Origin of the sequence: Pseudomonas sp. NPDC096950 (genome assembly GCF_044762525.1) — a bacterium.
Lineage (GTDB): Bacteria > Pseudomonadota > Gammaproteobacteria > Pseudomonadales > Pseudomonadaceae > Aquipseudomonas.
Genome location: NZ_JBIWEL010000013.1, coordinates 77,870 through 92,061, shown reverse-complemented (window position 1 = coordinate 92,061; position 14,192 = coordinate 77,870). Strand labels below are relative to the sequence as shown.

10 protein-coding genes are annotated in these 14,192 nt (G+C 56.5%); 4 read left to right on the top strand and 6 right to left on the bottom strand.

Going from position 1 to position 14,192, the window contains the following annotated elements; translation table 11 throughout:
* Nucleotides 1–185 precede the first annotated feature (185 nt).
* From ACIQY3_RS20100 to ACIQY3_RS20090, 3 genes are all read left to right on the top strand, one after another.
* On the top strand, nucleotides 186–1,007 hold the full coding sequence (locus tag ACIQY3_RS20100; protein WP_403022514.1) for a hypothetical protein: 822 nt from the start codon (nucleotides 186–188) through the stop codon (nucleotides 1,005–1,007).
* A 116-nt stretch (nucleotides 1,008–1,123) separates the two neighbouring features.
* Nucleotides 1,124–3,145, top strand: a complete 2,022-nt coding sequence (locus ACIQY3_RS20095) for a hypothetical protein (RefSeq protein WP_403022511.1) — start codon at nucleotides 1,124–1,126, stop codon at nucleotides 3,143–3,145.
* A 259-nt stretch (nucleotides 3,146–3,404) separates the two neighbouring features.
* The gene (locus tag ACIQY3_RS20090; RefSeq protein WP_403022508.1) at nucleotides 3,405–5,747 is read left to right on the top strand and encodes an autotransporter outer membrane beta-barrel domain-containing protein; all 2,343 of its coding nucleotides are present in this window, start codon (nucleotides 3,405–3,407) and stop codon (nucleotides 5,745–5,747) included.
* Nucleotides 5,748–5,839: 92 nt separating this feature from the next.
* On the opposite strand, the gene ACIQY3_RS20085 is transcribed toward ACIQY3_RS20090, so the two are convergent.
* The 6 genes from ACIQY3_RS20085 to ACIQY3_RS20060 all read right to left on the bottom strand — a co-directional run bounded on the left by ACIQY3_RS20085 (nucleotide 5,840) and on the right by ACIQY3_RS20060 (nucleotide 13,191).
* Complete coding sequence (locus ACIQY3_RS20085) at nucleotides 5,840–6,292, bottom strand: hypothetical protein (protein WP_403022505.1); 453 nt, start codon at nucleotides 6,290–6,292, stop codon at nucleotides 5,840–5,842.
* A gap of 200 nt (nucleotides 6,293–6,492) precedes the next feature.
* Complete coding sequence (locus ACIQY3_RS20080) at nucleotides 6,493–7,119, bottom strand: LysE family translocator (RefSeq protein ID WP_403022760.1); 627 nt, start codon at nucleotides 7,117–7,119, stop codon at nucleotides 6,493–6,495.
* 52 nt (nucleotides 7,120–7,171) lie between these two features.
* Nucleotides 7,172–8,011: an AraC family transcriptional regulator gene (locus ACIQY3_RS20075; RefSeq protein ID WP_403022502.1), complete on the bottom strand. Its 840-nt coding sequence runs from the start codon at nucleotides 8,009–8,011 to the stop codon at nucleotides 7,172–7,174.
* A 76-nt stretch (nucleotides 8,012–8,087) separates the two neighbouring features.
* Entirely contained in the window at nucleotides 8,088–8,729 is a 642-nt protein-coding gene (locus ACIQY3_RS20070; RefSeq protein ID WP_054050623.1) for a DUF1345 domain-containing protein, read from the bottom strand.
* 190 nt (nucleotides 8,730–8,919) lie between these two features.
* Complete coding sequence (locus ACIQY3_RS20065) at nucleotides 8,920–12,018, bottom strand: multidrug efflux RND transporter permease subunit (protein ID WP_403022498.1); 3,099 nt, start codon at nucleotides 12,016–12,018, stop codon at nucleotides 8,920–8,922.
* Nucleotides 12,019–12,033: 15 nt separating this feature from the next.
* Entirely contained in the window at nucleotides 12,034–13,191 is a 1,158-nt protein-coding gene (locus ACIQY3_RS20060) for an efflux RND transporter periplasmic adaptor subunit (RefSeq protein ID WP_403022495.1), read from the bottom strand.
* Between the two features lie 296 nt (nucleotides 13,192–13,487).
* Here ACIQY3_RS20060 and ACIQY3_RS20055 point away from each other — a divergent pair, with 296 nt between their 5' ends.
* Nucleotides 13,488–14,189 carry a response regulator gene (locus ACIQY3_RS20055; protein ID WP_403022492.1) on the top strand — a complete coding sequence of 234 codons (702 nt, stop codon included), beginning with the start codon at nucleotides 13,488–13,490 and terminating at the stop codon, nucleotides 14,187–14,189.
* Nucleotides 14,190–14,192 lie beyond the last annotated feature (3 nt).

Genomic DNA, 14,192 nt, shown 5'->3' with positions numbered 1-14,192 from the left:
GAGCGCCAAAAGTTACTTGTTCGTCAAGCCCTGGCACATCAGTCGTTTATACAAAACTGCGATCAAACCGACAAACGGTCCATAAACCTGTCAGATATGACAGTAGAAAAGGCCGTTTTTTCGGCTTTTAATTTACTTCAACAGAAACCTAAAACTGTACTCAATATATTCAAGGGGAGGCAGATATGTCGTTATCGGGCAGTAACGAAGACTCTGAAGGTATTTTGCTTGCCGACCCCCCTACAGTAGATGGTGTGCCTGAGAGCGATCCCGACGGAAAACTTCCAGCGGAAGTGCTTTTGAATGGCGGGCAGGCAAGAATCAAAAGGTGGCCTATATATGCCGATGAACCTGGCGAAACAGATGAGTTAACCGTCTACTGGCGGCGGAATGGCATAACAACCACGATCTTCCAAGAGCGGAAAAGTGGGCCGATTACCGATACTGAATTTCTGATTCCAATCGATGTCAGTTTGCTCCAGGACGATGGTGTTGCATATCTTTGGTATAGAGTGCGTGCTATACCGGGAAACCCGCTTTTATCGGTAGAAAAAAAGCTGACTATTGATCACAGTGTTATTCCATTGCCCAGACTATTACAGGCGCGTTTCCCCGATGCAACAGTTTGGGGGTATTTGAACTGTGAAACTAAGCGGCCAATCTGGTTCGGTGTTTATCTAAATATCCCTTTTCAAAGTTTGCAGGCTGGCGATGAGTGTGTTTACTTCAGCCGAGGCTACACCTCATTGAATGGTGGTGAAGAATATTTCATTGAAGGAACTCAAGGCGAGTTCACCTATACATTGACTGATGCGGATGCAAGAAATGCGGACGGATTCGAACCAACGCCTATCCCCTTCATTCCGTATGTACGGCCAATGATCGATAACGATTCCATGGGGGTGTCCTATAAAATCCGGAGAAGAGGAGTATTTATTGGTGAAGCCCCGCAAAAAATTGTAAAGATTGATCGTATGCAGTCAGGAGTGCCGTGCGGACCTTCCTGATAGTTGATATTGGCAACTGCTGTAGCTGAAAATGTGCCGTAGTTATCGGCATGGTATTTGTTTGCAAGGTAAACAATGTTAAAACTCTATTAATGTAATGGTGATGGAGAATTGTAATGAACGCAAAGCAAGAAGTGGCAGAAATTGATAGAGAGTTACATCGGAGTCAGTCCAGTGGCGTTACGGCCGGTCCCCCGCCGCGAATCCCCGATATAATTAGCGCTACCGACAGACGAGTGTATGTCAGCAAACTCGGGGCCGGTGCTCGCTTACAAGCTATTCTTCCTATCTGGCCAATCCAGGACGAGAATGATCGGGTCTCTATCCATATCAAAAGGACTGGCACCGCGGCTTCAAACTGGAAGGAAGTTTTCTTTTTCTTTGCCGGTCCAATAGCCGCGCGGCCTCCCGAATATACATCTTCCTATATCCCGGCCGACGAACTGGTCGAAGACAATCCGCCGGCGACCCCAACCAGTTGGGATGTTGAATATCGGGCTAGACCGGCCGTTGGTAACTTCTGGAGATCAGATACAACGACCGTCATTATCGACCGTAGAGCTCCGTATCAGGCTGCTCCGGGAGGGCCAAAAGCACGGCCGCCACAGGCAACGTTGCCTACCTTATCGGCTGGCAATCTTATTGACGATGCTTTCATTGGCCGCAACCCGGGTGGCATGGTGGTGACTGTTCCAATGACCTACCAGAATCCGTTACCTGCCGATCATCTCAGGTTCTATATCAGCAGGACTTACTCGCTCACCAACCCTGAGCGTCCGCTTTGGGAAGGGCCTATTGGTACCGGGACCTTTACGGTTCCAGTTGTAGACGTAAGAGCTATCAGTCCGGATGCTGTATATGCCTATTACATAATTAATGATGAGCCCGGTAACGTAAGCGCACTCTCAGCCGCACAGGGGTTGGGCATCAGGTTTGCGCCGCTTCCCGTACTCGAGCCTCCCATTATCCCTTTGGCACGAGATGCGACTGATCAATTAATCGATATCAAAGATTGCCGCGAACCGGGTGGCGTTACGATTGAACTGAAAAGGGTAGATGAAATTCTGTCTACCGATGAAGTCAGATTTATGTGGAATGCTGAAAATTTGGGTGAATTTCCATTCCTTACTCATGACCCGCTGATCACGCCGGTGCCCTTTGATAAAATTTTTGCAGATTACTATAAAGATGGTTCCGATACGGAAACTGATGTCCCTGTGAAGGTGGAATGCATTTTATTTCGTGGTAGTGATGAAATTAGCCGTTCAAGCAGAGATATTTTTTCAAATATTTACTATCCAGGACCGGTGAACCCGGTAGACCCGGCGCCCGTCAACAACGAACTGAATGCACCGCACATCACCAGCACCGCAGTGGATGACATCTTGGAACCGGCAGACTATAACAAGGACGCAACGGTAACCATTGCTCTCTGGACGGATGTTGATAAGCCTGTTAAAGCAGGGCAACAGATATTTGCCGAGTATGCAGGTCAACGATTCGGCCCTGTATTTTTAACTGATGGCCAAACGACGGTAGATATCCCACTGCCTTGGGTGTTGATTAATAATGGTGGATTTGGACCGGGTATAGCACTTCAGTATTTTGTTTCCGACATTGGAGGTGTTAACGAAAACCCTTCACCGATTCAACCGGTAACAAACAATGCAATAGTCATTGAGCTCGAGCCGCCATCGATCGAGCGGGAATTCCCAGGCGATAACGTAATACTGTGCAGTGATCTAACAGCGCCAAACTTTGGAGCAGTAGTCACAATCCCAGGTGACACCACGCACCTGTTACTGGGGCGCGAAGTTACACTCCGCGCCCAAGGGTATAGAGATGCGGCTATGAGTGTTCCTTCACCCGGTACGGCATATACGTCATCGGCACCGCATGTCATTGTCGGAACTGAACCTGCCGATGGTTTTGAAATGGTGCTTCAACCTTATAATCCGTTTATCAGGAATATTCCCGAGCCGCCTCCAGCTGTAATTCCTGATCCTCCGGGTACATACCTGGGGTACTGGAAGGTTTGGTATGAGGTCAATATCAATGGCACGCTTTATCCGTCTGAGGAGTTCACCAGCTCCATCTACCTAGTCAATGCACGCGGTGAGTATTGCGAAGAGGCATAGTTTAATTGGGATGTGTTTGCCACGGCAACGAGTTGACGACGTTGTCGTGGCGTACTCACGCACGTGTCGGGCGATTTTTCCTACTAATCAAAACACCAAATTCCACCGAAGTGGCAGATTTTTCCTACATTCGGTCCTCATTGCAATCGATAGGCTAGCCGCCCTCTGATGAGACCTTTCCGAGGGAGTTCGTCAAGCCGGCCCATTTCAAAATAGACAGTTGCGGTGATTTAACATGTGGACAAACAGGCTCCCCTTATTGCAATTAACGAAGGACACCAAGTGGCGGTATCCGTCATTTGCCGTCCTTTTTTTGGTGTTGCCCCAAGCACAAGCCCGATTTCTAAATCCAGGTGAAACTGAAAGCATTTCACCTTCGCCGGCTGTAGAAAGCTGGCAGATTTCTCCCGACGCAACGCTAACGGTCAATGGGGCGCAGACCCTGGACATCACAATCGAGGGTGGCACGCTGAATGTAAATGGTGGCCAAACCCGGCAAATTGAGGCGGCCAACGGTGGCACAGTTAACCTTGACGGTGCGACAGTCACCGGCACGGACGGGTTCACGACGTTGACGCTGGCTAATAGCAACGCGAATATTTCAAATAGCACCGTTTCAGGACTCCAGTTTGGCTTGCAGGCAGTGCGTTTCACCTCGACCGAAACAGGCTCACAGGTAACGCTCTTGGACAGTACCGTCCAAGGGACCTCCGGGGGGGCTGTGGTGACTGCCTTTAGCACGCTGAACTTAAGCAATACGACGATCGAAGGCACAGGTGCTTCAAGTTTTGGACTTGGTTTGTTGGGCGGCCAGGCGAATGCAAGTGCAGGGTCAAAAATCATCGGCGGCCTTAACGGCGTGACGTTCCAGCCCGATGGCGACAACGAACAGGTCAGCAAACTGGTTCTGGACAACTCAAGCGTTGAAGGAAAAACCGGATCGGCAATCATTGCCGACCTGGAAAACAATCCATTGGGCTCGCTGATTATCGAGGCGCGCAACGGCTCGACCCTCAAAGGCGGCAACGGTACGATTCTGGAGGTGGCCGGGGGGGCTGCGGTGAACTTCACCGTGGATAACAGCTCGCTGCAGGGCAACGTGGATGTCGAGTCCGGCAGTCCTACAAACGTGTTATTGCGCAATAACGCATCCCTGACAGGTGACTTGCTCAACGTCGCCGATCTGAGGCTCGACAATCAAAGTGCATTCAACGGGAACTTCAATGGTGACCCCGCAGGGAGCGCGCGCGTGGTACTCGACAACGGATCGGTGTTCACCGGAGGCGTGGAAAACGTCACTGACTTTGCTATCAATCATTCGACGTGGGTGATGACTGGCAGTAACACAGTGAACAACCTTACCCTGGCGGGAGGCACGGTAGACCTTGCGCCTGGTCCCACTTTCTACAAACTTGACGTCGTCAACTTGTCGGGCAATGGTACCTTTTCCATGGCTACCGATTTTGGCAGCCGTCAGACCGACTTCTTGAATGTCACGGGAACAGCGACCGGCACCCATGAATTGTTGGTCAGCGCTACCGGGAGCAAGCCGGCTGACGATCAACCGATCCAGGTGGTAAAAGTTGCCAGCGGCGATGCTCGATTTTCGTTACGCAATGCCGTTGATGCGGGTGCATTCACCTACAAGCTGTTCGAAGACGATAATGGTTGGTTTCTGCGACCAGATGCTCAGGTCAGCACCAGTACTCAATCGGTTCTGGCCATCGCCAATACCGCGCCAACCATCATTTACGCCGAAAACACCTTGCTCAACACACGTATGGGGGACCGTCGCCTGACCGGCGCAAAACCAGGGTTGTGGACTCGAACTTACGGCAATCGATATAGCGTCGAGAATGCATATGGCGATGGTTACAGTCAGACCCAGCAGGGGCTGGTCATCGGGGCCGATACAGCGTTGGGAGACAGTGACTGGTTGGTCGGCGGGATGGTCGGCTACAGCAAAACCAGCCTGGACTTGAAGCGTGGCAGTTCAGGTACGGTCGATAGTTATTCTGTAGGCGCATACGCTACAAAATTTGACGCTCAAAGCGGTTTTTACGTGGATGCCGTTACCAAAATCAATCGCTTCGACAATGATCTCAAAGTCAGCATGAGTGATGGCGTTCGTACTCGAGGCGGCTACGATAACTATGGCCTGAGCGGGTCACTCGAAATCGGTAAGCAAAGCGAGTTTGGCAATGGATTCTTTTGGGCTCCTTTTGCCCAAGTGAGCGCCGCCGTTGTGTCGGGCGATCACTACACGCTGGACAATGGTCTTGATGTAGACAGTGAGTTGACTCGTTCACTGGTAGCGAAGGGTGGGTTGTATGCGGGCAGAGAGATCGACCTGGGTAACGGTCAGAAATTACAACCTCGCCTGCGCGTCGCTGTTGGCCATGAGTTCATAAAAAACAACGAAGTTAGCGTCAACGATAGCAATTTTAATAACGACAGCTCGACGACCAGTGTGGAATGGGCGGGAGGCGTCAATTGGGCGTTGCCGCGAGGAGTTCAACTGTTCGTTGAGGGTGGGTCGAGCCGAAGTAAAACAGTTAATCAAGACTACAATGTCAGTGCTGGCTTCAGTGTTAACTTCTAGTTGATTGACTCGCGCCGCAATATAAAAAAGGAAGCTTACGCTTCCTTTTTTATGGGCCGTTACTCCATGGAAGCTTGATCAAGGTTGGTTTGCTACTGCGCTACAAGATCGAATTCAGCATTAACGTCATGAAACCTCGGATCGACCAGTCCGTCCGTGACCGTTGCACTGATTTCGCCTTTGATGGTCTGGTTGGCGGAGTTGAATGAAATGGAAATCATCGCTAATGTTGCCGAGTACTCTGATGGCGGGTCTTCTTCCGTGTTGGCGTAAATGATCTTGAAGTCATCCGTCACTTTGTGAGGCGCATCATCAACAGGGTCTTTGAAGAAGATGATTCGAATCGACTTGATATGATTGCTCTGACTGTCTCGGTAACGCGCCTCAATGGTCCAGCGCGGAGGTTCACCTTCCTGGGGGTAATCGATCCGGGAGAAAGTCGCATTAAAATGGATCGGTATGTTTCTGTCGATCGATGCGCTGAAAGAGTTATTGAGCACGGATTTCCGTGCTTGAGAAAAGTCTAGTTTCTGTGCTGCGCTCATGAATAGAGTCTCCACAATTAATATCGCAAGAGGAACGGTGGCCCCAGAGTTCTCTCCGAGCTATGGGTAGTGCCATCAAATCGCGATTCAAGGAGGCTGTAAACTGTCATAGTTTACAGTTTACAGGCCTACGTATTTGTGAAACTTGCTTTGTGTTCAGAGCGTTGTTTAATAGCAATAATTTATATGAAATAAGCGTTTTATCGAGATCCTACGATCACGCTGAGCCAGGCAGATCCCAGCAGCAGTAAAGCTAGACAGCGATTGAAGCGACGAACGGCTTTGGGTGACTCAAGAAGCCGAACTGAACCACTGCCCAACGCTGCCCATAGTCCGAGGCAAGGAATGGACACCAAGAAAAACAATATCGATAAGAACAGCGTATGAATCATCTGTTGATCCCCTCTCACGGCAAACACACTCACCACCGCCAGTGCCATCGTCCATGTTTTGGGATTGATCAATTGCAGGCAGGCCGCGCCCCATAAACCCAAGCGCGGATCATTGCTGGCTTGGGTGTCGAGCTCAAAAGCCTTGGCAGGTGCCTGATAGATTTGCCAAGCCAGGTAGCTCAACCAAACCACGCCTCCCCATTGCAGGAAACTACGCAGCAAGGGAAATCGATTGAACGTCTCTCCGAGTCCACATCCCACCAGCAAAACGAGGGTCGCCGCACCGGCGCACGCACCAAAAACAATCGGCAACGCAGCCCTGAATCCATAACGAGCGCTATTGCTGAGCACCAGAATATTGGTCGGCCCCGGGGTAATGGACGCGACAAACGCAAACAACAAAAACGGTAACAGGGTGGGGAAGGTGGACAACATGACCTTGAGCTCCATTGAATGATCGATGGCTTCGATCTTCACAAGCCGAGGGTCACGCGTCTGGAAGATTTGAGCAGCGCTTGCGGTACATCGCTGGCGTCAGCCCATAAGCCCGGACAAACCAGCGCCCCAAGTGACTCTGATCGGCAAACCCCAACTCCATCGCCACCGCCGCCGGCTGAAAGCCGCTGGCGAGCATGCGCCGGGCCTTGGAGAGGCGCAGTTGCACCAGATAGGCGTGGGGCGCCAGACCGTAGGCAGCCTTGAATGCACGGGTCAGGCGGAAGCGATCCACGCCGGTAGCGGCGGCCAGCTGATCGAGGCCAATGTCGAGATGCGCGTTGGCGTGCAGGTATTCCCGGGCCTTTTGCGCCACCAGTGGCAGGCGCGGGTCTTCGCCGTAGCGGGTGCGCCAGTGCAGATGGCGGGTCAGGTGTTCAAGCAAGCCGTCGAGGGCGGTCTGACGGACGATCTTCAGTTCGCCACCGTGCAAGGTCTGGAACGCCAGGCTGGTGGCCTGGGCCAGTTGCGGGTCGCTGGTCAGGGTGTTGGCGAAGCTCAATTGGCTGTTGAGTGGGGCGTCTTCGAACAACTCGACCAATTCCCGCTCCAGCCAATGCGGATCGAGGTAGAGCATGCGGTAGGTGAAGCCGTCCGCGTTGGGCGCTTCGCCGTCATGGATGTCGCCGGGTTCCAGCAGGAACACCTTGCCCGGCGTGCTTTGGTGTCGGGCCCGGCGGCAGTTGAATTGCTGCACGCCTTGCTCGGTGACGCCCACCAGGTAACTGTCGTGCCAATGCGGGTCGTAGGCGTGGCCCTCGAAATGCGCGCGCAGGGTCTCGATGCCGGTGTCGGCGTCCTGGGCCAGGTCGATCCAGTTATGCGGGCTCATGCTGCACCTGTGAGACGGATTGCCGACTTATTTAACGCCCGCTCTACGATGGTTGCCTAGAACGTTTGTGCAGCGTTCAGCTGAAAAGTCCGGCGGCGATGTTGATCGAAAACCCGAGAATCGCCGTGTTGAACAGAAAACCGATCAACGATTGCGCCAGCACAATCTTGCGAATACCCCGGGTAGCCACGCCGACATCCGCCGTCTGCACGGCCACGCCGATGGTGAACGAGAAGTACAGGAAGTCCCAGTAATTGGGGGTGGTCAGGCCTTCGGCGAAACGCAATGCCGGTTCCTTGCCGTCCCAGGTGTAGAACAGGCGGGCGTAGTGCACGCAGAAAATCACCCCGATCAGCAGCCATGAGCCAATCACGGTGGCGGCGGTGAAGGCGTAATGCAGCAGCTTGCGCGAGGTTTCCAGGTCTTTGCTGCCGGCCAGTTCGAAGGTGATGGTCGCGAGACTGGCAATCGCCGCGATGCACACCACGAACAACACCAGCCCGGCGTTTTCGTCTTCGACCTCGGCGATACGCTTGACGTCCGGGGCCTTGGCGCGGGCGGCGAGCCAGAACATCAGGATCAGGTAAGTCCAGACCCCGGCGTTCCAGCCGATGAGGATTTTGCTGATGATCGAATCGGCCGGAGCCAGAATGCCCACTGCGATGCCGAGCGTGGCAGCGGCGGACAGGCGAGGGTGGGTGCGGGCGAGGAGGGGCATGGAGGCTCGATGGGTCAGGGCTTTGCAACACCTTAGCCCAGCGGGGCGGGTTATGACCACAGACGAGATAACGACGCGATCCAATGTGGGAGCGGGCTTGCTCGCGAAGGGGTCGTGTCAGTCAGCACTTATTTGCCTGACACACCGCATTCGCGAGCAAGTCCGCTCCCACAGGGTTCCGTGGTGTGGCTTAGATGTCTTTGTGGCGCTTGCCCACCAGTTTCATCACCACCACAAAAAACACCGGCACAAACAGCACCGCCAATGTCGCGGTGATCATCCCGCCGATCACCCCGGTGCCAATGGCTTGCTGGCTCGCCGAGCTGGCCCCGGTGGCAATCGCCAGGGGCACCACGCCGAGGATGAACGCCAGCGACGTCATGACAATCGGCCGCAACCGCAGGCGCGCAGCTTGCAGCGTGGCGTCGATCAGGTCGTGGCCTTCGTCGTACAGGCTCTTGGCGAATTCGATGATCAGGATCGCATTCTTCGCCGACAGACCGATGATGGTGATCAGCCCGACCTTGAAGAACACGTCGTTAGGCATCCCGCGCAAGGTCACCGCCAGCACCGCGCCGAGCACGCCGAGCGGCACCACCAGCAACACCGAAGTCGGAATCGACCAGCTCTCATACAACGCCGCCAGGCACAGGAACACGATCAGCAGCGACAACCCGAGCAGAATCGGCGCCTGACTGCCGGACAAACGCTCCTGCAGCGACAACCCCGTCCATTCCTGACCCAATCCCGCCGGGCCTTGCGCTACCAGCCGCTCGATCTCCGCCATGGCTTCGCCGGTGCTGTGGCCCGGTTTGGGTTCGCCGGAAATGCTGATGGCCGGGTAGCCGTTGTAGCGGGTCAACTGCGCCGGGCCCTGGGTCCACTTGGCCTGAACGAAGGCCGACAGTGGCACCATTTTCCCTGCGCTGTTGCGTACGTTGATCTTCAGCAGATCCTCGACCTGACTGCGCTGGTCGCCTTCGGCCTGAACCACCACGCGTTGCATCCGCCCCTGATTGGGGAAGTCATTGATGTAGGCCGAGCCGACCGCCGTGGACAACACGCTACCAACATCGGCAAACGAAACCCCCAGCGCGTTGGCCTGTTTACGGTCGACTTCCAGTTGCACTTGCGGCGCTTCGGCCAGGGCGCTTTCGCGCACGTTCATCAGGATCGGACTTTTCTCCGCCGCCGCCAGCAACTGCGTGCGCGCCTGCATCAGTGTGGCATGGCCGAGGCCGCCGCGATCCTGCAAACGGAACTCGAAACCACTGGAGGTGCCGAGGCCATCCACCGGAGGCGGCAACACGGCGAACACCATGGCGTCCTTGATCTGGCTCAGGGCGATGTTGGCGCGGTCGGCGATCGAGCTGGCCGAGTCATCGCTGCTGCGCTCGGACCAATCCTTCAACGTGGTAAACGCCAGTGCCGCGTTCTGCCCGCTGCCGGAGAAGCTGAAACCGAGAATCACCGTGCTGTCACCGACGCCGGGCTCCTTGGCGTTGTGCTTTTCGATCTGCTCGACCACTTGCACCGTGCGGTTCTTGCTCGCGCCCGGCGGCAGTTGAATGTCGGTGATGGTGTAACCCTGGTCTTCCACCGGCAGGAACGAGGAGGGCAGGCGACTGAAACACAGGCCCAGCCCGATCAGCAGCACGCCGTAGATCAACAGGTAACGCCCGGTGCGTTTCAGCGCATAGGCGACCCAGCCCTGATAACGCACGGTCAGTTGTTCGAAGCGGCGGTTGAACCAGCCGAAGAAACCACCCTTTTCGTGGTGCTCGCCCTTGGCGATCGGCTTGAGCAGCGTGGCGCACAGCGCGGGCGTCAAGGTCAGGGCGAGGAACGCCGAGAACAGGATGGAGGTGGCCATGGACAGCGAGAACTGCTGGTAAATGACCCCGACCGAACCCTGCATGAACGCCATCGGAATAAACACCGCCACCAGCACCAGGGTGATGCCGATGATCGCGCCGGTGATCTGTTTCATCGCCTTGCGCGTGGCTTCCTTGGGCGACAGCCCCTCGGAAACCATGATCCGCTCGACGTTCTCCACCACCACAATCGCGTCGTCCACCAGAATGCCGATGGCCAGCACCATGCCGAACATGGTCAGCACGTTGATCGAGAAACCCAGCGCGAGCATGGTCGCAAAGGTGCCCATCAACGCTACCGGAACCACCAGGGTCGGGATCAGCGTATAGCGGATGTTTTGCAGGAACAGGAACATCACCGCAAACACCAGCAACATCGCCTCGCCGAGGGTGTAGACCACTTTGGTGATCGAAACCTTCACGAACGGCGACGTGTCGTACGGGATCTTGTATTCGACGTTGGCCGGGAAGTAGCGCGACAGTTCATCCATCTTCGCCCGCACGGCGGTGGCGGTGCTCAGGGCATTGGCCCCCGGCGACAACTGCACGCCGACGGCGGTGGACGGCTTGCCGTTCAGGCGGGTGCCGAACTGGTATTCCTGGCTGCCGATCTCGACCCGCGCCACATCCTTGATGCGCACCGTGGAACCGTCGGCATTGGCCTTGAGCACGATGTCGGCGAATTCTTCCGGCGTCGACAACTGGCCCTTCACCACGATGGTCGCAGTGATTTCCTGGGTGCTGCGGGTTGGCAAGTCGCCGATGCTGCCGGCGGACACCTGGGCGTTCTGCGCGACGATGGCGGCGTTCACATCGGCAGGTGTGAGGTTGAAGCCAATCAGCTTGCGCGGGTCGATCCAGATCCGCATGGCCCGTTCGGCGCCATACAGTTGCGCTTTGCCGACGCCGTCCAAGCGCTTGATCTCGTTCATCACGTTGCGCGCCAGGTAATCGCTGAGCGCCACGTCGTCGAGCTTGCCGTCGTTGGAGGTCAGGGTGATCAGCAACAGGAAACCCGAGGAGACTTTCTCCACCGACAACCCCTGTTGGTTCACAGATTGGGGCAGGCGCGACTCGATAACTTTAAGACGGTTTTGCACGTCCACCTGGGCCATTTCCGGGTTGGTGCCCGGTTGGAACGTGGCCTTGATGGTGGCGCTACCGAGGCTGCTTTGGGATTCGAAATACAGCAGGTGATCGGCGCCGTTGAGCTCTTCCTCGATCAGGCTGACCACGCTTTCGTCGATGGTTTGCGCCGAGGCACCAGGGTACGTGGCGTTGATTTCGATCTGCGGCGGCGCGACATCGGGGTACTGCGCCACCGGCAACTGCGGAATGGCCAGGGCACCGGCCAGCAGGATGAACAACGCGACCACCCAGGCAAACACCGGGCGGTCGATAAAGAACTGCGGCATAAAAAAGCGTCCTGCTTACTGACCAGAAACCTGGGCAAGTGGAAGAGGGGTGTCGTCGATCTGGACTTTCTCGCCGGGCTTGGCGTGTTGCAGGCCTTCGGTGACGATACGGTCGCCGGGCTTGAGGCCGCCGCTGACGATCCAGCGATCGTTCTGCACCGCGCCCAATTGCACCGGTTGCAGGCCTACACGCTGATCGGCGTCGAGCAGCAGCACTTGGGCAACGCCGGCGCTGTCACGCTGGATCGCCCGTTGCGGCACGCTGATGCCTTGCTGGTTGACCGCTTGCTCGATGCGCACCCGCACGAAGCTGCCGGGCAACAAGTCGAGGTCCGGGTTGGGGAATTCGCTGCGCAGGATGATCTGCCCGGTGCCGGGATCTACGGAAATCTCTGCGAACAGCAGCTTGCCCGGCAGCGGGTAAAGGCTGCCGTCATCCTGGATCAACGTGGCCTTGGCCTGATCCTGGCCTACCTGCTGCAATTGTCCGGAGCGGAAGGCCCGGCGCAGGTCGTTGAGTTCACGGGTCGACTGGGTCAGGTCAGCGTGGATCGGGTTCAGTTGCTGGATCAACGCCAGCGGCGTGGTTTCGTTCTGTCCGACCAGCGCGCCTTCGGTGACCAGGGCACGGCCGACGCGTCCGGAAATCGGCGCGGTGACGGTGGCGTAACCCAGGTTCAGCTTCGCCCGCGCCACGGCGGCCTTGTTGGCGGACACTTCAGCGGCGGTTTGCCGGGCATTGGCCCGGGCGTTGTCGTAGTCCTGGCCGCTGATGGCATTGCCTTCGATCAACTGCGAATAGCGCTGCTCTTGCAGCTTGGCCTGGAACGCGTTGGCTTCGGCCTTGCGCAACGCCGCTTCGGCGCTGTCCAGGTCGGCCTTGAATGGCGCCGGGTCGATGCGAAACAGTACGTCGCCCTGTTTCACGTCGCTGCCTTCGCGGAAAGTACGCTGCAGCACGACACCGGCCACCCGGGCGCGGACTTCGGCAATCCGTGGCGCGGCGATGCGCCCGCTGAGTTCGCTGCTGATCGACAGAGGCCGCGCTTCGATGGTTTCGACCCGCACGGTGGCCAGCGGCGCCGCTTCTTCGGCGGTCGAGGACTTGTCACAAGCGCTCAGTGTCAACGCCAGTGCAAGCAGGCTGAGCGTGGCAAGCAGATTCTTTGACATGTAGTTACCCCAATAATGACCCCCAGCATCCTACGGGGAGGCGACGAGGGTAGCGGTGAAGCTTTGTAGGCGCTGTGTGAAATTGTGTAAGGGTTTTACTCTTAGACGAGCGAGGGCGTATATCCTTTGGCGCTTGATTACTTTTGCGACTGTTATGCCGCTTTCGCGAGCAAGCCCGCTCCCACAGTTGATCGGCGCTGTTCACAAAACCTGTGTTCACAGCCAATCCATTGTGGGAGCGGGCATGCTCGCGAAAGCGGTCTACCAAACGCCACCGCACTTTTTGGAAACACCCCATGCCCAACATCCTCCTGGTCGAAGACGACACCGCGCTCTCCGAACTGATTTCCAGCTACCTGGAACGCAACGGCTATTCCGTCAGCGTGATCAGCCGCGGCGATCATGTGCGCGAACGCGCGCGGGTCAATCCGCCGGACCTGGTGATCCTCGACCTGATGCTGCCGGGGCTCGACGGCCTGCAAGTCTGCCGCTTGCTCAGGACCGACTCGGCCACGCTGCCGATCCTGATGCTCACCGCCCGTGACGACAGCCACGACCAGGTTCTGGGCCTGGAAATGGGCGCCGACGACTATGTCACCAAGCCCTGCGAGCCGCGCGTCCTGCTGGCCCGGGTCCGCACCTTGTTGCGCCGCAGCAGCCTCGGCGAACCGCAGACCGCCAACGACCGCATCCTGATGGGCAACCTGTGCATCGACCTGTCCGAGCGCACCGTGACCTGGCGCGAGCAATTGGTGGAACTGTCCAGCGGCGAATACAACCTGCTGGTGGTGCTGGCCCGACATGCCGGCGAAGTGCTGAGCCGCGACCAGATCCTGCAACGCCTGCGCGGCATCGAATTCAACGGCACCGATCGCTCGGTGGACGTGGCGATTTCCAAGCTGCGCCGTAAGTTCGACGACCACGCCGGTGAGGCGCGCAAGATCAAGACCGTGTGGGGCAAGGGCTACTTGTTCAGCCGCTCCGAGTGGGAATGCTGAGTC